This is a genomic window from Streptomyces sp. NPDC005566 (assembly GCF_040605575.1).
Taxonomy (GTDB): domain Bacteria; phylum Actinomycetota; class Actinomycetes; order Streptomycetales; family Streptomycetaceae; genus Streptomyces.
Window position 1 is genome coordinate 140915 of record NZ_JBEXDB010000010.1, and the last position, 22219, is coordinate 163133.

The 22219-nt window shown below is 71.1% G+C and carries 18 protein-coding genes; 16 read left to right on the plus strand and 2 right to left on the minus strand.

Going from position 1 to position 22219, the window contains the following annotated elements; genetic code table 11:
* Positions 1–15 precede the first annotated feature (15 nt).
* On the minus strand, positions 16–489 hold the full coding sequence (locus ABZS61_RS18055) for a DUF5709 domain-containing protein (RefSeq protein WP_356421474.1): 474 nt from the start codon (positions 487–489) through the stop codon (positions 16–18).
* A gap of 275 nt (positions 490–764) precedes the next feature.
* On the opposite strand from ABZS61_RS18055, the gene ABZS61_RS18060 reads away from it, so the two are divergent.
* The 12 genes from ABZS61_RS18060 to ABZS61_RS18115 all read left to right on the plus strand — a co-directional run bounded on the left by ABZS61_RS18060 (position 765) and on the right by ABZS61_RS18115 (position 15668).
* On the plus strand, positions 765–2021 hold the full coding sequence (locus ABZS61_RS18060; protein WP_356421477.1) for an ATP-grasp domain-containing protein: 1257 nt from the start codon (positions 765–767) through the stop codon (positions 2019–2021).
* On the plus strand, positions 2018–2941 hold the full coding sequence (locus ABZS61_RS18065; RefSeq protein ID WP_356421480.1) for a DUF364 domain-containing protein: 924 nt from the start codon (positions 2018–2020) through the stop codon (positions 2939–2941). The genes ABZS61_RS18060 and ABZS61_RS18065 overlap by 4 nt, the downstream gene beginning before the upstream one ends.
* Positions 2938–4026 carry a PLP-dependent cysteine synthase family protein gene (locus ABZS61_RS18070; RefSeq protein WP_356421483.1) on the plus strand — a complete coding sequence of 363 codons (1089 nt, stop codon included), beginning with the start codon at positions 2938–2940 and terminating at the stop codon, positions 4024–4026. The genes ABZS61_RS18065 and ABZS61_RS18070 overlap by 4 nt, the downstream gene beginning before the upstream one ends.
* Positions 4023–5099, plus strand: coding sequence for an enolase C-terminal domain-like protein (locus ABZS61_RS18075; protein ID WP_356421486.1), 1077 nt, complete (start codon positions 4023–4025; stop codon positions 5097–5099). Before ABZS61_RS18070 ends, ABZS61_RS18075 begins: the two co-directional genes overlap by 4 nt.
* Positions 5096–6370: an MFS transporter gene (locus tag ABZS61_RS18080; protein ID WP_356421489.1), complete on the plus strand. Its 1275-nt coding sequence runs from the start codon at positions 5096–5098 to the stop codon at positions 6368–6370. Before ABZS61_RS18075 ends, ABZS61_RS18080 begins: the two co-directional genes overlap by 4 nt.
* Entirely contained in the window at positions 6367–7173 is an 807-nt protein-coding gene (locus ABZS61_RS18085) for a class I SAM-dependent methyltransferase (protein ID WP_356421492.1), read from the plus strand. The genes ABZS61_RS18080 and ABZS61_RS18085 overlap by 4 nt, the downstream gene beginning before the upstream one ends.
* A 37-nt stretch (positions 7174–7210) precedes the next feature.
* A complete protein-coding gene (locus ABZS61_RS18090) occupies positions 7211–8800 on the plus strand; it encodes an ABC transporter substrate-binding protein (RefSeq protein ID WP_356421496.1) in 1590 nt (529 codons plus the stop codon).
* Positions 8797–9750, plus strand: a complete 954-nt coding sequence (locus ABZS61_RS18095) for an ABC transporter permease (protein ID WP_356421499.1) — start codon at positions 8797–8799, stop codon at positions 9748–9750. Before ABZS61_RS18090 ends, ABZS61_RS18095 begins: the two co-directional genes overlap by 4 nt.
* Entirely contained in the window at positions 9747–10556 is an 810-nt protein-coding gene (locus ABZS61_RS18100; RefSeq protein WP_356421502.1) for an ABC transporter permease subunit, read from the plus strand. Before ABZS61_RS18095 ends, ABZS61_RS18100 begins: the two co-directional genes overlap by 4 nt.
* Entirely contained in the window at positions 10553–12109 is a 1557-nt protein-coding gene (locus ABZS61_RS18105) for an ATP-binding cassette domain-containing protein (protein WP_356421506.1), read from the plus strand. Before ABZS61_RS18100 ends, ABZS61_RS18105 begins: the two co-directional genes overlap by 4 nt.
* Positions 12110–12487: 378 nt before the next feature.
* Positions 12488–13972, plus strand: a complete 1485-nt coding sequence (locus tag ABZS61_RS18110; RefSeq protein WP_356421509.1) for a UDP-N-acetylmuramoyl-L-alanyl-D-glutamate--2,6-diaminopimelate ligase — start codon at positions 12488–12490, stop codon at positions 13970–13972.
* A gap of 184 nt (positions 13973–14156) precedes the next feature.
* Complete coding sequence (locus tag ABZS61_RS18115) at positions 14157–15668, plus strand: carboxylesterase family protein (protein WP_356421512.1); 1512 nt, start codon at positions 14157–14159, stop codon at positions 15666–15668.
* Positions 15669–15685: 17 nt separating this feature from the next.
* Here ABZS61_RS18115 and ABZS61_RS18120 read toward each other — a convergent pair whose 3' ends face one another.
* Positions 15686–16714, minus strand: coding sequence for a hypothetical protein (locus tag ABZS61_RS18120; protein WP_356421515.1), 1029 nt, complete (start codon positions 16712–16714; stop codon positions 15686–15688).
* Positions 16715–16953: 239 nt separating this feature from the next.
* Here ABZS61_RS18120 and ABZS61_RS18125 point away from each other — a divergent pair, with 239 nt between their 5' ends.
* From ABZS61_RS18125 to ABZS61_RS18140, 4 genes are all read left to right on the plus strand, one after another.
* The gene (locus ABZS61_RS18125; protein WP_356421820.1) at positions 16954–18087 is read left to right on the plus strand and encodes a S1 family peptidase; all 1134 of its coding nucleotides are present in this window, start codon (positions 16954–16956) and stop codon (positions 18085–18087) included.
* A 251-nt stretch (positions 18088–18338) separates the two neighbouring features.
* Positions 18339–18938 (plus strand): HD domain-containing protein, encoded by a 600-nt coding sequence (locus tag ABZS61_RS18130; protein WP_356421518.1) that lies wholly within the window; start codon positions 18339–18341, stop codon positions 18936–18938.
* A 257-nt stretch (positions 18939–19195) separates the two neighbouring features.
* Positions 19196–20311 (plus strand): DUF1996 domain-containing protein, encoded by a 1116-nt coding sequence (locus ABZS61_RS18135; RefSeq protein WP_356421523.1) that lies wholly within the window; start codon positions 19196–19198, stop codon positions 20309–20311.
* 92 nt (positions 20312–20403) lie between these two features.
* Positions 20404–22170 (plus strand): discoidin domain-containing protein, encoded by a 1767-nt coding sequence (locus ABZS61_RS18140; protein ID WP_356421526.1) that lies wholly within the window; start codon positions 20404–20406, stop codon positions 22168–22170.
* Positions 22171–22219 lie beyond the last annotated feature (49 nt).

The window sequence follows — 22219 nt, forward strand, 5'->3', positions numbered from 1 at the left end:
TCGGCGGGTGGGCGTTCAGCTGGCGGTCTCCTCGCCCAGGAGGTCCTCCTCCTCAGGAATCACGTGCATCGCCGCTTCCTCGGCCGATGCCGCCGCACCGTCGATACCGACGTCCTGGGCGGTGAGCGTGGCCGGCACGTGGCCGTCGCCACCCTGGGTGAGGCGTCCGGCGCGGTCGGTGCCCACTTCCGTGTCGTAGAGCTCGCCGTCACCGTCGGCCAGATCCCCCGGTCCGTCGCCGTCTTCCGAGATTTCGGGGATCTCCCTGGTCAGACGGGTGTCGAGGGACTGGCCCGTGTGCCCTTCCGTCGCGGTGGTGCCTTCGTCGTTCACCGCCCACGGCCGATCGGGCGGTGTGTACCCCTCGTCGAGGACGTCGCTGACCCCTGTGGCGTCCAGGGTGTCCTCCACGTCGAGCAGGTCGTCGGGGTCGGAGGCTTCCGGTTCCTGGGGCTGGTAGACGTCGTCCCCCCGGTCGGTGTCGCTCATGGTGTCTTCCTTTCGATCCGGGGGTGGGTGGGGCTGCCGCCGTGTCCGCGGGGCGCCGGGGTTCCTCGCGTCCGTTCCGGGTCCCTGTACGCAATTCCACTCCGGTCCAGCGGGCACCGCAACGGAAGCGGTGCGCGGAAGGGCATGACGAAGCTTTAGATGACAATGAAAACGATTATCGATAGCGTGTGGGCGGTCGGACAGGGAAGCCCCCGCTCGGGGGTGAGCTCCGCCTGCCCGCCATTCCCAACGGCACTGTGAGAAGGGGGGAGCTCGTGGCTCACCTGTTGGTGGTCGAGAGCTGGGTCGGATCGATGAGCAGGCTGCTGCCGCGGGCGCTGGGCGAGGGCGGGCACCACTTCACCTTCCTCACCCGCGACCTGCAGCACTACCTCCGCTCCGCACCCGAGGGAACGGCCCATCCGCTGCTCACCGCACGGAACGTCGTCACGGCACCGACCAACGACCTCGGCGTGCTGCTTCCGCTGACCGAGCGGCTGCACGGAGCCCTCCCCTTCGACGGGGTGATCACCTCCTGCGACTACTACCTGCCCGCGGCCGCCCGCATCGCCGCCCGGCTCGGTCTGCGGGGCCCGGCACCCGACGCGATGGACAACGCCTGCCGCAAGGACGCCACCCGTCGGATCCTGGCCGCCGCGGGCCTCCCGGGACCCCGGTTCGCGGTCTGCGAGGACGCGGCCGCAGCGGACGGTGCCGCGCGGGACATCGGCTATCCGCTGGTGGTCAAGCCGGTGGACCTGTGCGCGGGCATGCTCGTGCGCCGCGTCGACGACGCGGCGCAACTGGTCGCGGCCTGCCGTGCCCTTGAAGCGTTCCCCGTCAACGCCCGCGGACAGCGCCGCACGGCCCACATCCTCCTCGAGGAGTTCCTGCGGGGCCCCGAGGTCAGCGTCGAGACCGTGACGTACGACGGCACGGTCCACATCGTCGGGGTGACCGACAAGAGCGTCGGCGGTGCGCCGGCCTTCGTGGAGACCGGCCACATGTTCCCCGCCGCCCTCTCGCCCGACGGGATCGCCACCGCCGCGGACACCGCCGTCCGCGCCGGGGCCGCACTCGGACTCGACGACGTCGTGGCGCACACCGAGATCAAACTGACCGCCGACGGACCCCGCGTCGTGGAGGTCAACCCGCGCCCCGCGGGAAACCGCATCACCGAACTCGTACGTCACGTCACCGGCATCGACCTCGCCGCCGCCTGCGTCGACGTGGCGCTCGGCCGCCGGCCCGATCTCCGCCGGCGCGATACCGGTCTCCGCAGTGCCGCCATCGGGTTCCTGGTCCCGGACACCACGGGCACACTGGCCTCCGTCGAGGGCGCCGCGGGGATGCGCGACGCCGACGGAGTGCTCGATGTCCAGTTCGCCGAGCCGGGACGGACGGTCGAGGCGGCGGACAGCAACAACGCCTACCTGGGCCACGTCATGGCGGGCGACGCCGCAGGGCTCGGTGCCCGTGACCGCGTCGAGTCGCTGCTCGCGGGCCTGCGCCCCCGGCTGGTGCGGTCATGACGACGACCACTCCCACCGAGGCCGAGACCCTCACCCTCGACGTGCTCGTGCACCGCGCACTGGCCGGGCAACTGGGTCCCGATCCCCGTACCCGCCGGATCGCCGTGGCCTTCACGACGTCCCAGGCCGTCCGGCACGACGGGCGGCGCGGCGGGTACCGCAACGAGGTGCTCAGCCTCCGCCTCGGCCGGGCCGTCGGCTCGTGTTCCGTCGAACCCGGCGCGCTCCCTGCCGGGACGGTCGACGACTGCGCCGGTGCGGACGTGGCGGGCCTCCTCGCCCATCCGCTGTTGCCCGTACGGGTCGCGGCGCTGGACGCCTACCTGATGGACATCCTGCCGCACACCCGGGCGGACGGGGCGCAAGCCGTGTCCGTACCCGCCGGGACGTCGATCGAGCGCTCCCGTGCGCGGGCGAAGGCCGTCGTCGATCTGCTGGCCGTCGCACCCGGCAGCACGGTCCTGGTCGTCGGAGTCGTCAACTCCCTGCTGGCCGAACTGCGCACACGGGGCATCACCGGCCTGCCGTGCGACCTGAAGGGCGGCACCACCGAATGGGGCGAACCCGTCGCCACCGACGCCCTGGAAGCCATCGCACACTGCGACGCCGTGATGGCCTCCGGCATGACGCTCGGCAACGGCACCTTCGATCCGCTGCGCCGGTGCGCCCTGGACCACGGCAAGCCCCTCGTCATGTTCGCCCAGACAGGGAGTGCGGTGCTGCCCCGCTTCCTCGGCGCCGGAGTGGCCGCGGTCTGCGCGGAGCCGTACCCCTTCTTCTGGCTCGACGGCGGACCCGGCACCGTCCACCGCTACCGGGCGGGCGGCGGAGTACCCGGTACAGGCCGTCAGCACCCGGGGGGCGACGGAGTATCCGGTACCGGCCACGGTCAACCGGCGGGCGACGGAGGCACTCTGTGACCACAGCGCCAGCACCACAGACCCTCGCACCCCACCGCGAACTCCTCGCACTCCTCGGCCGCACCCCGCTGGCCAGGATCACGACAGGGCTCCCGGCACCCCACCCCGGCTTCTGGGCCAAGCTCGAAGGGCACGCCGTCGGTGGCATGAAGGCGCGGGCCGCGGTGTCGATGCTCCTCGGAGCCGAGGAGCGCGGCGAACTGCGCCCTGGAGCACCCGTGGTGGAGTCCACTTCCGGAACCCTCGGCATAGGTCTTGCCTTCGCTGGGCAGGCGCTCGGCCACCCCGTCGTCCTCGTCGGCGACAGTGAACTCGAACCATCCATGCGGCAGTTGCTGCGCGCCTACGGAGCCCGACTCGAGCTCGTCGACCGCCCGGCCGAACGGGGCGGCTGGCAGGGCGCCCGCCTGGAGCGGCTGCACGACCTGCTCGGCCGACTGCCCGGCGCGTACTGGCCCGACCAGTACAACAACCCTGACAACAGGGCCGGTTACGCCTCCCTCGCCGCCGAACTGGCCACCCAGCTCGATCACGTGGACATCCTCGTGTGCAGCGTCGGCACCGGTGGGCACAGTGCCGGGATCGCCGGACCGCTGCGCAGGCACTGGCCCGACCTGCGGATGATCGCCGTCGACTCCACCGGCTCCACCATCTTCGGGCAGTCCGCGGCACCCCGTCTGATGCGCGGGCTCGGCAGCAGCATCCATCCGCGCAACGTGGCGTACGACGTCTTCGACGAAGTCCACTGGGTCGGTCCGGCCGAGGCCGCCGACGCCTGCCGGCGCCTCGCCCGGGGCAACTTCGTCAGCGGTGGCTGGAGCACGGGTGCCGTCGCACGCGTCGCGGCGTGGGCCGCCCGCACCCAGCCGGGCGCGGCCGTCGCCACCGTCTTCCCCGACGGACCGCACCGCTACCTCGGAAGCGTCTACGACGACGACTTCACCACCGCCCACGGAATCTCCCCTGACCTCGCGGCCGCCGAACCCGTCGAGATCCCGCACCCGCGCGCCGCCCAGAACGCCGGATGGGCCAGGTGCACCACCGTCACCGACCCGCTCGCCGACCACCTGGAGAGGCAGCCGTGAACGTCACCCAGCACACCGGCCGGCTCGTCCTCGCGGAACCGCTGCGCATCTCGCGCTCGACCATGACCTCGCGCGACGCCGTGCGGCTGACCGTCGAACACGAAGGGCTGCGCGGTCACGGCGAGGCCGTCACGAGCGTCTTCTACGGCCTCGGCACCTCGGCCCTGCAACGGCTGTTGGTCGAAGTCGCGGGACAGCTCGCCCGCTTCGCCGGACCGGAGACCGCACTGCACGCCCTGCGCGTCGGCGAGCTCACCACCCCGGACACCCCCGCCGCGGTGACCGCAGCCACGGAAGCGGCGCTCCTCGACCTGGTCGGCAAGCGCACCGCCACCTCCGTGCACGGGTTCCTCGGTTCCCCCGAAGCGCCGAGGGCCGCCACAGCCCGCACGATCTCGCTCACCTCTCCGGGCCGGGCGGCAGCCAGGGCCCGCCTCCTGGCCGACGCCGGTTTCTCCGTCATCAAGATCAAGGCGGGCGACCGGGACCAGGAAACCGATCTGGACCGCGTACGGGCCGTCCGCGCGGCAGCCCCCGGCGCCCGGCTCCTCCTCGACCCGAACGGCGCCTGGTCCGCGGGGCAGGCCCGCCGGCTCCTGCCCCGGTTCGCCGAACTCGGCATCGAGGCCGTGGAACAGCCGCTCGCCCCCGGTGACCCGGAGGCCCTGGCACGACTCGCCGCCCGGTCACCGCTGCCCGTCATCGCGGACGAGGACGCGGTCACCTACGAGGACGCCCGGCGGCTCGCCGGACGCGTCCACGGAATCAACGTCAAACTCGCCAAGTGCGGCGGGGTCCACGCCGCACTGCGGATCGCAGCCCTCATCGAGGGCAGCGGGACTGACCTGATGCTCGGCTGTCTGACCGCCAGCACCCTCGGGATCGCCCCCGCGGTCCACATCGCCGACCGTGCCCGCTGGATCGACCTCGACGGGCACCTGCTGCTCGCCCACGACCCCTGGACCGGCATCGGTGGCGCCGACGGCTTCGTGGGAACGACCGGCCGGCCGGGGCTCGGCGTGCGGCAGCGCACCACTTCGGAGCAGAGGGTGTCCGAGGAGGCGGCGTCATGAGGACCTGGCAAGAGATCCGCAGTTTCCCGCTCGCCATCAGGCTTCTCCTGGTCAACCAACTCGGCGTCAACACCGGCTTCTACCTGCTCATCCCCTTTCTGGCCGTCCACCTCGGCGACAACCTGGGCATGTCCGCAGCCGTCGTCGGCATCGTCCTCGGCGTCCGCAACCTCAGCCAGCAGGGCCTCTTCCTCATCGGCGGATCGGCCGCGGACCGGCTGGGGGCGCGCGGCGTCATCATCACCGGCTGCGCGATACGCACCGTCGGCTTCGCCCTGTTCGCCCTCGGCGACGGACTGCCGGTCCTGCTCGCCGCCTCGGTGCTCAGCGGAGTGGCAGGTGCTCTCTTCAACCCGGCCGTCCGTTCGTATCTCGCCCAGGAGGCGGGGGAGCGCAGGGCCGAGGCGTTCGCGCTCTTCAACGTCTTCGCGACCACCGGCGCCCTCATCGGCCCGCTCCTGGGCAGTGCCCTGCTCCTCGTCGACTTCCGGGCCTCCGCGCTCACCGCCGCCGCGGTCTTCGCCCTGCTCACGGTCGCCCAGGCCATGGTCCTTCCCGCCCGCGACGTGCCACCGGCGACGAGCAGCGTCACCGCCGACTGGCGGGAGGCCGTCGGCAACCGCGCCTTCCTCGCCTTCGCGCTGGTGATGGTCGGCATGTTCACCCTGGAGAACCAGCTCTACCTGCTGCTGCCCGACAGCGCCCGGCGGGCCACCGGCTGGGACGGTGCGGCCGGACTCGTCTTCCTCGTCGGTACGCTCGCCGGCCTCGCCCTGCAGCTCCGCATCACCCGCGCACTGAAGCAACGCGGCAGCAGGGGCCGCTGGATAGCCACCGGCCTTGCCCTCATGGCCCTCGCCTTCATACCGCCCATGACACTGGCCGGGACCGGCGCACCGCCCAGTGGCCCCACGGACGCCGTCCTGCGTGCCCTGCCCGTCCTGGCCGGAGCCTTCCTGCTCCATCTCGGGATCATGACCGCGCAGCCGTTCGTCATGGAGCTGATCCCCGGCTTCGGGCGGTCCGAACTGACGGGAACGTACTTCGGGATCTTCTACGCCGTGTCCGGCATCGCCGCGGCAGTCGGCAACACGGCCATCGGCTGGGCGATGGACGCGGCCGGGCGCGGTGGGGCGGGCAGCGCCGCCGGCCTGCTGCCCTGGGTCTGCTGCCTCATGCTCGGCCTCGTATCCGCAGGTGGTGTGGCATGGCTCCACCGCGTCGGCACCCTTCCCGCGGCGCACCCGTCACCCGTACCGGTGGCGGCATGAATCGCGTGGGGACCGGGGAGAACGCGGGGAACCTGCTCACCGACCGCCCCGCGCTGTACGAGGCCCGGTTCCCGGACCCCGGCCGGCTCGCCGGCCGATGGGCCGAGGACTGCCTGCGACGGTACGCGGCGGGCCCGGCGGTCCTGGACCTGGGCTGCGGCACCGGACGCGACGCCGCCCACCTCCACCGTGCCGGACGCCACGTCACGGCGGTCGACCTCTCCGCCTCGATGCTCGACCACGCCCGTGTCCACCATCCCGGACCGGACTACGCACGCGCGGACCTGAGCGGATTCGACCTCGGCCGGCGGGCCTTCGACGCCGCGGTGTGCCTGGACAGTTCGCTGCTGTACTGCCACACGAACGAACAGCTCGACGGCTTCCTGACGTCCTGCCGCCGCGCTCTGGGACCCGGCGGCCTGCTGGTCGCGGAGATGCGCAACGGCGCGTACTTCCTCGGCCGGAACGAACCACCCGCCGGGCCCGCCGTCGCGGAATTCACCTGGCACGGCACCACCTACCGCTCGACCACCGTCCTGGACGTGGACCGTGCCGCCCAACTGCTGCGGCGTACCCGCACCTGGAGCACGGACGACGGCACACCACCCGTCGAGGAGCGCTCCGCATGGCGGCTGCTGTTCCCCCAGGAACTGCGCCGCCTTCTGGCCACCCACGGCTTCGAGGTCCTCGCGCTCCACGACGGTCCCGGGCCGCGCACCGAACCGGCCTGGCGGCCGGGGGACGGTCCCGGACGCACCGCCGACGGTGACCGCCTCCACGTCGTGGCCCGCCGCACCGCCTGAGAACCACCCCGCACCTTCCGACAACAGGAGATCCGCCATGCTCAACTCACCCAGTCCGCAGCACAATTACCCCGCCCTGCGCAGGCGCGGCTTCCTGGCCGCAGCCGGGGGAGCGGCCGGCCTCGGTGCACTCGCAGGATGCTCCCCCAGCGGCACCACCGACAGTGCCGCCGCGGGGGGAGGGGGCACACCACGACGCGGCGGACGGCTGCGCGCCGCGTTCGCCGGGGGCGGTGCGAGCGAGACGCTCGACCCTCATCTGGGGAACCTCTTCGCCGACGCGGCCCGCGCCAAGGCACTCTTCGACAAGCTCGCCGACTACGGTGCGGACCTCTCCGCCGTGCCGCGACTGGCCGAGAAGTGGGAGCCGAACGCGGGGCTCGACCGCTGGACCGTCACCCTGCGGCGGGCCGACTTCCACGACGGGAGGCCGGTGACCGCCGCCGACGTCCTGTACAGCTACCGTCGTATCGCCGCCCCGGAGAAGGCGTACCGGGCACGGGCCTCCCTGGAGCCCATCGACCTGAAGGCGAGCCGCGCCACGGGGGAGCGGACCGTCGAGTTCGTACTCAAGCGGCCGACGGCCGAATTCCCCAACGTGCTGGCCGCGTTCGGTACGTACATCGTTCCGGACGGCGCCACCGGATTCGACCGGCGACCGGTCGGCTCGGGGCCCTTCCGGTTCGTCTCCTTCGCACCCGGGCGCTCCACCGTTCTGCGCCGAAACGACGACTACTGGGACGGCGCCCCGCACCTCGACGAGCTCGAATTCATCGTCGCCAACGAGGAGTCCGCCCGCGTCAACGCCCTCCTCGGCGGCCAGGTCGAGTACGCGCACGAGCTCAACCCCGCCACCGGCCGCGCACATGAGAGGGCCGGCAGCATCGAGATCGTCAGGTTGCGGAACAGTGCCATGCAGGCCTTCGCCATGAAGACCGACCGGCAGCCCTTCGACGACCCCCGCGTCCGCGAGGCGTTCCTCCACATCGCCGACCGTAAGGAACTCGTCGACGGTGCGCTCTCCGGCGCGGGAGAGATCGGCAACGACCTCTTCGGCAAGGGGTACGAGTACTACGCGGACGAACTCCCGCAGCGCGTACAGGACATCGACCGCGCCCGCCACCTCCTCAAGCAGGCCGGTGCGGAGAACCTGAAGGTCACCCTCGACACCTCGGCCGTCGCAGCGGGGTTCACCGAAGCCGCCGGAATCTTCCGCGACCAGGCGGCCCGCGCCGGGGTCACGGTCTCCGTACGGATGGGCAGCAAGGACTCCTACTGGAAGGACATCCTCGACTCCGGCACCCTCTGCTGCTACCGGTCCGGGGCGATGCCCATCGAGTCGCACATCTCCCAGCGGCTCCTCACCGGCTCCACCACCAACGCGACCAAGTGGCAGGACAAGAGCTTCGACACGCTCTACCAGCAGGCCCAGTCCACCAAGGACACGGCAGGACGCGAAGCCCTCTACGGCCGCATGCAGCGCCAACTGCACACCCGCGGCGGGTTCCTCGTCTGGGGATTCGGGGACTGGATCCTCGGCACCGCACGCTCCGTACGGGGCATCGCGCGCGAGGCACCCGCCAACACCCTGGACTGGGCACGCTTCGACAAGGTCTGGCTGGCGTGAACGGACTGCGTTCCTGGATCGCCCGGCGGCTGCTCCTCGGCGTGGCCCAGACCGGGGCCGTCGTGCTGCTGGTCTTCGCCCTCACCGAGGCACTGCCGGGCGACGCCGCCGTGGCCTTCGCCGGTGACCAGCCCGACCCGGCACGCATCGCGGCCGTACGCGAGGCGATGGACCTCGACGAACCCGCGCACGTCCGGCTGGCCGACTGGGCGACGGGCCTGCTGCACGGCGACCTGGGGACCTCGCTCACCTCCGGCCGACCCGTCGCGGGCTTCCTCGCGGACGGCTTCGGACCGACCCTGATCCTCGCGGCCCTCACCCTGCTCCTCCTGGTCCCCGTCGGAGTCGGCCTCGGTGTGGTTGCCGCCCACCGCGAGGGCGGGCTCACGGACCGGCTCATCAGCTCGGCGACCCTCGGCATCTACGCCGTCCCCGAATTCGCCCTGGGGGTCCTGCTGGTGAGCGTGTTCGCCCTCCGGCTCGGCTGGTTCCCGCCGACCGCCGTGGGCTACGGCACCGATCTGCTCGCGCATCCGGCCGCGCTCGTCCTGCCCGTCCTGGTGCTGCTCGCGCGGCCGGTCTGCTCGCTCTCCCGGCTGGTCCGGGCGGGAATGATCGAGGCTCTCGCCGCCCCGTACGCCGCTCAGGCCCGCCGCTACGAAATCTCAGGCGCACGCATCCGGTACGGGCACGCTCTGCCCAACGCCCTCGCTCCCGCCACCCAGCAGCTCGCCCGCACCATCGACTGGCTGCTCTGCGGCGTCGTCGTCGTGGAGGCGCTGTACGTGATCCCCGGACTCGGCACCGTACTCATGAACGCGGTGGCCGACCGCGACATCCCCGTGGTGCAGGGACTCGCCGTGGTCTTCGGCCTCGCCACCGTCGTCATCAACCTCGGCGCCGACCTCGTCACCCACCGCTTCGCGCCACGGTCAGGGGTGGCGGCGTGAAGCGGCTCGGGAGGTACCGGCCCGGCGCGGCCGTCGCCGGAGTTCCGCTCGGCCTTGCCCTCCTCGGACCGCTCCTCGCGGGCGAACCCCCGGCTCGCGCAGCCTCCTTCACACTCGGGGGCGGCCACTGGCTCGGCACCGACTTCGTCGGCCGTGACGTCCTGGACCAGGTGCTGCTCGGCGGACGGTCCGTGGCCCTGGTCGCGCTCGGCGCGACGGCCCTCGCCTACCTGGTCGCCCTGCCTCTCGGGCTGATCAGTGCCCTCACCCACCGCAGTTGGCTGGAGGAACTGCTGATGCGTCCGCTGGACGTACTGCTCGCCGTGCCCTCGCTCCTCATGATCCTGCTGGTCGCGGCCGCCTTTCCGCCAGGCGCTGCCGGGCTCGCCCTGCTGGTCGCCTTCGTCTCCGTCCCGGACGCCGCCCGCATCGTGCGCGCGGCCGCCGCGGAAGCCGCCTCCCGGCCCGCCGTCGAGGCACTGCGGATGCAGGGCGAGACCTGGTGGCGCATCGCCGTCGGCTACGTCGGACGGTCCATCCTGCGGACCTTGGCAGCCGACGCCGGGATCCGGCTGACCGGAGTGCTCTACCTCGTCGCCACCGCTGCGTTCCTGGGCATCGGGGTCGCCCCGGACGCCACGGACTGGGCCGTGATGGTGGACCGCAACCGGACCGGACTGCTCGTCCAGCCGTGGGCGGTCGTCGTACCCGCCCTGCTCATCGTCGCGCTGACCATGGGCAGCAACCTGCTCGTCGACGCGGCCATGGAGAACCGCACGCCGCCCGGAAAGGGCCGAAGCTCATGAACCAGCGCCCCGTGCTCGCCGAGATCATCCGCCTGAGTGTCGAGGTCGACGGACACGCCCTCGTCGACCAGGTCAGCCTCCACGTCCGGGCCGGCACGGTCACCGCCCTGGTCGGCCCGTCCGGCAGCGGAAAGACGACGACCGGCCTCGCCCTCCTCGGCGAGTACCCCGCAGGCGCCCGGGTGACGGGCGAGGTTCGCGTGCACGACACCCGGGTCGGCTACGTCCCCCAGCACCCCGCGGCCGTCCTCAACCCGGCCCGCCGCATCGGCGCCCTGCTGTACGACATGGCCCGGCAGCAGGTGCGCGACCTGCCCCGGGCCCGGCGTCGTACGGCAGCGGGACAGCGCGTGATCGAAGCGCTCGGCGACGCCCAGCTCCCCGACGCCCAGGCGCTGTTGCGCCGCTATCCGCATCAGCTGTCCGGCGGACAGCAGCAGCGTGTCGTCATCGCCCAGGCGCTGCTGCTCGGCGCCCGTATCGTCGTCGCGGACGAGCCCACGACCGGGCAGGACGCCCTGACCAAGCGGCGCATCGTCGGCCGGCTGGCCGCGGTGGCCCGCCGGGGCATCGCCGTCGTGCTGCTCAGCCACGACATGGACGTCGTACGCGAACTCGCCGACGAGATAATGGTGATGAGGGGCGGATGCGTGGTGGAACACGGACCGGCGCACCGCGTGCTCGCGGCCCCCGCGCATCCGTGGACGCAGGAACTCCTGGCCGCTCCGGGGACCACGCCGTGCGCGGAAACAGGGATCTCCGGTACCCCCGGTGCGGAGGTGCTGCGGGTCGAGCGGCTCGTCGCCCACCACCGCACCGGGGGGCGAACCGTCCGGGTGCTGAGTATCGCCGGACTCGCCCTCCGCACCGGTGAATGCCTCGCCGTCGTAGGCCGCTCGGGCAGCGGCAAGACCACGCTCGCGCGTTGTCTCGCCGGACTGCACCGCGACCACGAAGGGGACGTGTCGCTCGACGGGGAGACCCTGCCCCGGAGCCTGCGGGACCGGAGCCGTGAGCAGCTCGCCGCCGTCCAGTACGTCTTCCAGGACGCGCGGGCGGCCTTCGACGAACACCGGCCCGTTCTGGACCAGGTGGCACGCACGGCGGTACGGCTGCGGGGAACCGGCCCCGAGGAGGCGGCGCGGCAGGCCCGGCAGACCCTCGCGGACCTGGGACTGCGCGACGGGCTCGTACGAAGGCTCCCGGGGCGGCTGTCCGGCGGCGAACTCCAGCGCGCGGCGCTCGCCAGGGCACTGCTCGCCCGGCCCCGGGTACTGGTGTGCGACGAGATCACCTCGGGACTCGACCCGGTCGCCCGGCGCTCCCTGCTGGACCTGCTCGCCGCACCGGCCCGGCGAGGGGACGGCCTCGGCATCGTGCTCATCACCCACGACCTGGACACCGCAGCCCAGGCGACGCGCATCGCCGTACTGGACGGCGGCCAGGTGGTCGAGGAGGGTCCCAGGGAACAGATCCTGACCGCACCGAGCCACCCGTTCACCGTGGCGCTCCTCGGTGCGTCCGCGCGCGGGGGGACGGCCGTACGCCCCTGACCGGGCCGTACGGCCGCCTCACCGCGGCGAAGCGGAATCCGGATCACCTGTCCGGACGTACACTCGGCCCATGGGTCGCATCAGCGTCATCGGGAAGTGCCTGCACCAGGCCGCCCTCGACGCGTCCGCGAGCTGCCGCACCGTCCTGCACGGACACGGCTAGCGATCTTCAGCGGTTCCTGACCGGGGCTCTGCCCCGTCCCGCTGCTCTGCCGCGCGTATCTCCCGTCGCACCTAGCTCATCGCATTCGACTCGACGCACAGTGCTCCCCGCACGGCGTACGAGCCCCACTTCACCACCGCAGCTTCGGCGCACCGCCGTCGCTGCGCCCCGGCGACGGCCCCACCACGGCCGCAGCCACCCTCGAAGGGAACACCTTGAAGCTGAGCGCGCTGCTGGCCGGGCAGGACCACGACCTACTCCAGGGTGACCCGGAGAAGACGCGGATCACCGAGGGAACGGCCTTCGACGCGGACCGGGTGGTACCAGGATCCCTGTTCATCGCGGTGCCGGGACACGTGGCGGGCGGCCCGGAATCCGTGGCCCGCGCCCTTGCCCGGGGCGCGGTGGCAGTCATCGTGGACGACAGCTGCGTACTGCCTGCCGCAGCGTCCGACCTCTGCGTCGTGCGGGTGCCGGACACCCGTGTCACAGCCGCGGTCGTCGCATCGCGCTACTTCGGCGAGCCGGGCAAACAGATGGACCTTGTGGCGATCACAGGCACCAACGGCAAGACCTCCGTCTCGTACATGATCGAGTCCGTGCTGCGGATCTCCGAGGGTGTGCGGAGCGGCGTCATCGGCACCGCCGGCAGCCGTATCGGCGACGAGCTGATCCCGATGCCGCACTCCGTGCTGAGCACTCCGGAATCGCCCGACCTGCAGTACCTGCTGGGGTGCATGCGCGACAGGGGAGTGGACAGCGTGGTGCTGGAGGCAACGTCGATGGGACTGCTCACGCATCGGGTGGACCGCACCTTCATCGACGTGGGTGTCTTCACCAATCTGAGTCAGGATCACCTGGACGACCACGGAACGATGGAGAACTACCGGGACGCGAAGCTGCGCCTCTTCCAGGGTCTGTGCCGGCGCGCCGTGGTCAACGCGGACGACCCGGTGGGAGCCGGCATCCGGGCGGTGATGCCCGGCGCCGTCACCACGTACGCCCTCGACACGGACGCGGACTACCGGGCGACCGACCTCACCGTGGACGCCTCGGGCACCCGCTTCACGTTGCACCACGACGGCCGCAAGTACCCGGCGGCGATCCCCTCACCCGGCCGGTTCTCGGTGGCGAACGCGCTGGCCACGGTGGCCGCCTGCCACCTCCTGGGACACGACCTCGCCGGTCTGGTCGCCGCGCTCGAACGGATGCCGCAGATCCCGGGCCGGTTCGAGCGCTTCACCACACCGCAGGGAACGTCGGTGATCGTGGACTACGCGCATTCGCCGGACTCGCTGGACAAGGTCCTCGGCACCATCCGGGGCTTCGCCCGGGCCAAGGTCATCACCGTCTTCGGCTGCGGCGGCGACAGGGACACCACCAAGCGGACCGAGATGGGAACGATCGCCGGCACCCACTCCGACCTGTGCGTCCTCACCTCGGACAACCCGCGCCACGAGGACCCCGAAGCGATCCTCGACCAGGTCGCACCCGGCATCGAGGCCACCGGCACCCCGTTCGAACGCCGCGCCGACCGCCGCAGTGCCATCGAGTTCGCCCTGTCCGCCGCAGGCCCGGACGACATCGTGCTGATCGCCGGCAAGGGGAGCGAGCCCCACCAGATCGTCGGCGACGAGCTGATCCCGTTCAGCGACATGGCCACCGTGCGCGACATCGCGCGGCCGCAGAGCCCGCTGTAGGTCCGCCGCACGTCCAGGGCCGGGTCCCGGCGGGATACGCCGCCCCGTCCCACCGGACCGGGCCTCGATTCACATCGGAGGTGCGTCAACAAACGCGATCTTGGTGTTGGCCCGGACCGCCCGCCTGATGAAAGGCTGACACCGTGCCGTCCGAGGGGGCGGAGGACACAACGGGGGAGCGCGGATGTCGGTGTTCAGGACGAGGTCGGGAGCGGTCGGCGGACGGCGGGCCGCACGCAACCCCCAAGTCGTCGTGCTGCGCGGAATCCCGTACGCCGCGCCGCCGTTCGGCACCGGCCGGTTCCGGTCCCCGCGTCGTGCCGCCGCCTGGGACGGCATCAGGGACTGTGCGGCGTTCGGACCCGTCGCCCCGCAGTCCGCGCAACTGCCCGGAGCGCCGCGCTGGTCAACCGGCGACGAGGACGTCCTCAGCCTCAACATCTGGACCCCGGGCGGCGTCGGCGACGCGCTTCCGGTGCTGGTCTGGATCCACGGCGGCGCCTACGTCTTCGGCTCCTCCGCGCAGCCCGACTTCGACGGCACGGCCCTCGCCGGGCACGGGCTCGTCGTGGTCACGCTCAACTACCGTCTCGGCTTCGAGGGTTTCGGTCACGTCCCGCCCACCGTCGGCGGGGAGTCCTGCCCGGACAACCGGGGTCTGCTCGACCAGATCGCGGCCCTGGAGTGGGTGAGGGATCACATCGCCGCGTTCGGCGGCGCCGCCGACAACGTCACCGTGGCCGGACAGTCATCCGGAGCGACATCCGTGGCCTGCCTGATGGCGATGGACCGGGCGCGCGGACTGTTCCGCCGTGCCGTCGCACACAGCGCCGTGAACTCCTGTGCCTCCCCGGAATCCGCCGCCCGCACCACACAGGAGGTGGCCGCCGCAGCGGGTGTGCCGGCCACGTACGACGGCCTCGTGTCCGCTTCCCCGGCCGCCCTCGTCGACGCCTCGGACGCCGTGGCCGACCGCTACCGCCGCGACCCGGCATCGGGGCAGCGCCACTACGACCCGGCCATCTACGGGCCGGTGACGGGCGGTGACACCCTTCCGCTGGAACCCCTGGCGGCGACTGCCGCCCGCGGCGCGTCCGACGTCGACCTGCTCGTCTGCCATACGACCGAGGAGTACTGGCTGCTGGACGCCGTCGGCAGCAGCGCGAAGATAACCACGGAGAAACAACTCGCCGCATTCGCCGCTGACTTCCAGCTGCCCGCAGCGCTGATGGACGGCTATCGCACGCTCATGCCCGGTGCTTCCGTGCTTGATGTCTTCCTCGCCGTGTACGGAGACATGCTGTTCGGCGAGTACAGCAGCAGACTCGCCGAATCCCATGCGAGGGCGGGCGGCCGGGCCTTCCTGTCCCGGTTCGCCCGGCAGCGAGGCGGTCCGGGCGAACCCGTCCGGGCCTGGCACTGCGCGGACATCCCGTTCGCCTTCGGCAACCTCGACGAGGAGAGCCTCCACTTCCTCGTGGGCGGCCCTCCGGACCGCGCCGATCACGAGCTCTCGGAGCGCATGATGCGGGCGTGGGCCGGCTTCGCCGCCACCGGCGATCCGGGCTGGCCTCCGGTCGGCGGTCCCGAGGGCGCGGTGCGGATCTGGGACACCGGCGCCGGTGACTCCGGCAGCGCGTGGGAGCTGTTCCGCGCGGGGTGGCGCGAAGCCGGACTCCCGCTGCCGACGCCCTGACAGGGGCCCCGCCTCCGCTACAGCGGCGGGAGCCTGAGCGCTCCTCCGTCCTCGCGGATGTCGCTTACCATCCGCAGCTCTCCGGACGGCTCGCCCCGCACATCCGTGGTCACGACCACCGCGTGGTCGCCGAGGCACAGCTTCTTCCCGGCGGGCCGTTCGCAGAAGAGCACATAGCCGGTCTGCCGGTCGACCGTGCCGGGTTCGAGTTGCCACACCCCCGGGTACACGGTCGTCCGCACCTGCGGATACGTGGAGCTCAGCCTCCTCCGTACCGCCTCCTCGACCGTCCTGGCGAACTCTTCCTTCAGTTCGAAGGGCCGGACGATCCGGGCGCGGCCCCTGGTGTCGACCCGCCCGCCGGCGATGGCGTACCCCACGGAGTAGTAAGGGCGTTCGCCCAGCGAGGCCAGCAGGCCGGAGTGGCTCAGCCGCATCGTCGTGGGCCAGGACCTCCTGCCCACGGCGCGGTGCTCGGCCACCCCGGGGGATACGAGGTTGACCGCCGCGCCGCCTTTCCCCGCGAGCGGTCCCCGGTAGCCGCCCGCTGCGACCCACCGCTGAACGCACGCGCCGACCTCGGTGATGACCTGGGTGACCGTGGAGTTCGTGGGCCGAGCGACGACGTACGGTGCGCCTCCCGCAGGGTCCACGGCGATGACCTCGTAGCCACAGTCCTTGAACGTGCTCCTCAGAACGCGAGAGTCGCCTGCGTCCGCCCTGCCCCGCGTGATCGCGTCGGCCATGGCCTGTGCGCAGGCCTCGAAGTTGCACCTGCCCGTTTCGGAGTCGACTCCGAGACGCACCACAGCATCGCGGTCGTCGGTCACGGAGAAGGTGATCTCCGATCCTCCGGTCCCCGGAAACAGGGTGCGCGCGCCGATGACCTCCAGCTGCCCGGGGACATGCTTCTCCGCCAAGTCTTCGGCGAGCCGACGGTCGTCCTCGGTACCGAGAGCGCCGCAGGCGCCCAGGAGGAGCGATAGCGAGACGGCCAGGGCGCCGATGATTCCGGCTCTCAGCCGCCTGCGACGTGATCCGGCCACTATCTGCTCCTCGCGGTCTCTGCGTCGTCCGTTTCCTGTGACAGTAGGACCGTCGGCGCCTCACCGGATGAGTACCTCTACTCAACCGGGCGGTCATTGGCATGGACCTGTCTATCGATCTGGACTACAGTCCGTTGCGGCACTCCTGAGAGCGCTCTCAGAACACTCTCGGATGCTTCCTGTTCCACCCCCACGATGCTGGAACAACACGAAGGGGCACTCCCTTGAGACACACGACGATGGTGCGGACCGGTCTGTCCGCACTGCTCATCATCGGTACCTGGGCAACCGCCGGCCTCACCCAGGCCAGCGCGGCGGACTCGGCCTCAGCCGCCGAACCCCGGGCCGGCGCCGCCCTGATCGCGGCGATGCAGAAGGACCTGGGCCTGACGAAAAGTCAGGCCGAGGCGCGACTCACCGCCGAGAAGTCGGCAACTGCCCTGCAGGGCACCGCACAACGCGCAGCGGGAACGTCGTTCGGCGGCTCCTGGTTCGATGCGGACAGCGGCAAGCTCACCGTTGCCGTCACCGACAGCGGTACGGCCCGTTCCGTGCGGGCGACCGGCGCCGACGTCCGCGTCGTCGAGCACACCGCGAAGCAGTTGGACGCAGCAAAGAACCGACTGGACGCCCTCTCCGCACCCAGCGGAGTCGCCAGCTGGCACGTCGATCCCAGGGCGAACACCGTCGTGGTGAACGTCGTTGCCTCCGAGCAGGGTGACAACGATGTCCGCTCGTTCGTCGCCAAGGCCCGTAAGGCCGGTCCGGTCACGGTGAAGCAGACCGCCGCGGCCCCGCAGACCTTCGCCGCGGGAACGGTCGGCGGCGACCCGTACTACACGGGCAACGTCCGCTGTTCCATCGGCTTCTCGGTGCACGGCGGCTTCGTCACGGCCGGCCACTGCAGCGGCGTGGGCGGTGCTGTCAGGGGCTGGGACGGCTCGGCCATCGGCAACTTCCAGGGGTCGTCCTTCCCGGAGAACGACTACGCCTGGGTGAACGTGGGCAGCGGCTGGTGGACCGTCCCGGTGGTCCTCGGCTGGGGTACGGTCTCCGACCAGCTGGTCCGCGGCTCCAACGAGGCTCCGATAGGCGCCTCGATCTGCCGCTCCGGCTCCACCACCCACTGGCACTGCGGGAACGTACTGGCCAAGAACGAGACAGTGAACTACAGCCAGGGCGCCGTCCGCCAGATGACCAAGACCAGCGTGTGTGCCGAACCGGGCGACTCGGGCGGCTCGTTCATCAGCGGCGACCAGGCGCAGGGTGTCACCTCGGGCGGGTGGGGCAGCTGCAGCGGCGGCGGTGAGACCTGGCACCAGCCGATCAACGAGATCCTCAACCGGTACGGGCTGACGCTCCACACGGCCTGACGATCCGCGGGGCCTGCCCGGCCCCGCCCCGTGCCGTCGCCGGCTTCCCGGCGAAAGGACGACGGTCTGCTGCGGCAGCAGGGTGGCCCCCTGCCGCAGTGGGCCGTTCGTGCGTTGACCAGGGGCGGCTGCCTGTTCCCTCACGCGGCCGGACTCTCCCGAACCTGACTCCCACCAGGCGTAGTTCACACCGATGGCCCGACCGGGTCCGAAGCCTGCCCAGCCCGTCGGACTACCCGTACCCTGTCGCGGTGACTCGCTCTTCCGGCCCGCTGTCGCGTGCCCTGTCCGGTCCTGCCGACCCCCCGCTGCGACTGCTTCCGCAACTGGCGGCGGAGCTGTTGCTGACCCTGAGGGCGCCCGCGCGTCTGGCCGCGCACCTGCGCGCGGTGCACGATGTCGCCCATCAACTGATCGACCGCCTGCAACTCCACTGTCCGGCAGTTGACTTCGACAGGGAGGCGGTCCTCTTCGGTGCGGCCACCCACGACATCGGCAAGACGGTGTGCGTGGACGAACTGTCCGGCCCCGGCTCGGCCCACGAGGAGGTCGGCCGTGAGCTCCTGCTGGAGCACGGTTTCCCCGAGGCCCTCGCCCGCTTCGCCGGTACGCACGCCTCGTGGGCGGCGCCCTCCGTCGGTGTGGAGGACCTGCTGGTCAGCACCGCGGACAAGATCTGGAAGAATCGACGCGTGCCCGGGCTCGAGGACCTAGTCATCGCTCGCCTGGTCGGCGCTTCGGGCAATGAGCCGTGGGAGGAGTTCCTCGCGCTCGACGCCATTCTCACGCCCATCGGGCAGGGCGCGGACGCGCGACTGGCCTTCCAGGCATCGTTTCCGGTCCACCACTGAGGATTCCTCGCGCTGTTGCGGGTGACCCGGAACCAACTGCCATTGATTGCACCGCCCATCGTTCACGGACTATTGACATGCTCTCAGCGGCGGCGTAACACTGGCACCGCTTTGGAGAGCGCTCTCCCAGAGGTCTCCGCAAGGAGTCCAGGCCTCGAGCCGCACTGGGCGGGTCCCTCCCGGGTGCTCGATCCAGCTCCACTCTCCCCCCACTGCGCACCCGATGTGCGCGGATGAAGAGCGGCATGGAGGTCCGCATGGCCGAAAGACTCAGCAGAACCACTCTGGTGTCCGCCCTCATCGTCGTCACGGCCCTGGCCCTGGTGGCCCTGGGGCTCAACGCGATCGCGAGCGCCGGCGCCGGAACCACCGAAACGGCCCCGCAGTCGGCCGGCGAGCCCGCCGCGGCGTCGCATGTCATGCAGGGTCACGTCATGGCGGCGGCCGATCCTGTTCCGTCGGGCGACGATCCGGACGGCGACGGGTACATTCCGGCGAACCCGCCGGTCACCGGGGTGCAGCCGTCCGCAGAAATCCCTCCGGTCCGGTACTTCCACGAGTTCCAGGCGAACTGTTCGGTCAACCACACCGGTTCCGTGGACCCGATCGTCTACCCGGGACAGGCCGGAAAGTCCCACAACCACACCTTCATGGGCAACGACACCACGGACGAGAACAGCACCACCGCCTCGCTGGGCGGGGGCGGAACCGCCTGCAAGGCGCCCGGTGACCTGTCCGCGTACTGGATGCCGACCCTCTACAACGGCAACCAGGAGGTGCGCCCGGTCGGTCCGCAGACCATCTACTACAAGTCCGGGGTGACCGACTACCGCAGCGTCAGGCCCTTCCCGAAGGGGCTGCGGTTCGTCGTCGGCAGTCCGACGCAGACACTGGAGGAGTTCCGCAGTCATCCGGGCAGGGTGGAGGGCTGGGAATGCGGAGAGAGCTACAACAACTTCGACTTCCCGGCCACGTGCCCGTCCCGTCCGGACGTGCAGCTGAACCTCCGTATGCAGGCGCCCAGTTGCTGGGACGGGAAGAACCTCGACACCCCGGACCACAAGGCCCACATGGCCTATCCGGGCGCCCAGGGTGCCAACCAGAACGTCTGCCCGACCTCGCATCCTGTCGCCCTGCCGATGATCGAGTTCAAGATGGCGTGGCCGGTCAACGGTGATATGTCGCAGGTGAGGCTGGCCAGCGGTACGGGCCACTCCTTCCACTACGACTTCTTCAACGCCTGGGACGACGCCACGCTGAACGCCATGGTCAGGCACTGTGTCGTCGGCGGTCTCCAGTGCGACGCCCGCGGCTACGACCAGAACCGCCCCGGTGACGGTGCCGTCCTGGACGAGAACTACGAACTGCCCTGACCGACCGCGCGCTCTCCCCGGTGGGTGCAGTGTGCTCATCGGGGAGAGCGCTCTCCAACGCTTACGACTCCCGCAAGGAAGTGTCTCCCCCCATGAAGTTGCCACATCTCAGCCTGTCGGCCCACGGCCGCAGGCGCACGACGGCCCGCCTCACCGTGGCCGCCCTCGTCGCCGCCGGAGCGGCCGTCATGCCCGTGCCCGCAGCGCAGGCGGCCGGAAGCGTGGTGAAAGTCGAAGGATCTCAGGGCGCCTGGCGTCTCACCGTCGACGGCTCGCCGTACACGGTCAAGGGCCTCACCTGGGGCCCCGCCGTCGCCGACGCCGGAAAATACATGCCCGACGTCAAGTCCATGGGCGTCAACACCGTACGCACCTGGGGCACGGACGCCACGACGAAACCCCTCCTCGACAGCGCCGCCGACAACGGGATCAAGGTCATCGCCGGGTTCTGGCTCCAGCCGGGCGGCGGCCCGGGAAGCGGCGGGTGCGTCAACTACCTGACGGACACCGAATACAAGAACAACATGCTCGCCGAGTTCCCCAAGTGGGTGGAGGCTTACAAGGACCACGCGGGTGTCCTGATGTGGAACGTCGGCAACGAGTCCGTGCTCGGTCTGCAGAACTGCTACAGCGGTGACGCCCTGGAGCAGCAGCGCGACGCGTACACGACGTTCGTCAACGACATCACCAAGAGGATCCACGCAGTCGACCCCGACCACCCCGTCACCTCGACGGACGCGTGGACCGGCGCCTGGCCGTACTACAAGAAGAACGCGCCCGACCTCGACCTGTACGCCGTGAACTCCTACGACGCCGTCTGTGACATCCGCCGGACCTGGGAGGACGGGGGCTTCGACAAGCCCTACATCGTCACCGAGGGCGGCCCCGCCGGCGAGTGGGAGGTCCCGGACGACGCCAACGGCGTACCGGACGAGCCGACCGACGTGGCCAAGGCCGAGGGCTACGGTAGGGCCTGGCAGTGCATCACGGGGCACAGCGGAGTGGCGCTCGGCGCGACGCTCTTCCACTACGGCACGGAGTACGACTTCGGCGGCGTCTGGTTCAACCTGCTCCCGGCGGGCCAGAAGAGGCTCTCGTACTACGCGGTGAAGGAGGCGTACGGAGCGGACACCTCGGGCGACAACACGCCGCCCGTGATCACCGGGATGACGGTCGACAACCCCTCGGCGGTCCAGGCGGGCAAGCCGTTCACCGTGAAGGCCTCGATCTCCGACCCGGACGGTGACGCGCTCACGCACCAGGTGCTGTTCGGCAGCAAGTACATCGACGACAACGGTCAGTTGACGAATGCCCGGTTCACGGACAAGGGCAACGGCACCTTCGAGGTCACCGCACCCGACCGGCTCGGCGTGTGGAAGGTCTACATCAAGACGTCGGACGGCAAGGGCAACGTAGGCATCGAGACGAAGTCCTTCGCCGTCGTACCCCCGGAGGTCGGCGGTACGAACGTGGCGGCGGGCAGGCCGGCCACCGCCTCCACCTTCCAGCCCGACAGCGTCGGCTGCCCCTGCCCCGCCGGCAACGCCGTCGACGGTTCCTTCGACACCCGCTGGGCGAGCGACTGGGCGGACCAGCAGTGGCTGCAGGTCGACCTCGGGGCGAAGACCTCGTTCAACCACGTGCAACTGGCCTGGGAGGCGGCGTACGCCAAGGGCTACACCCTGCAGACCTCGGACGACGGCCAGGACTGGACCACCGTGCACACCGTCACCGAGGGCAACGGCGGCATCGATGACATCGACGTCGCGGGCGACGCACGCTACGTACGCGTGAACACGTCGGTACGTGGCACCCCTTGGGGCTATTCGCTCTACGAGTTCGGCGTCTACCGGAGCTGACCGCTCGTAGGACCTGCCGCGCCGTCTCTCTCCCCGCTGTCGGTGCGGC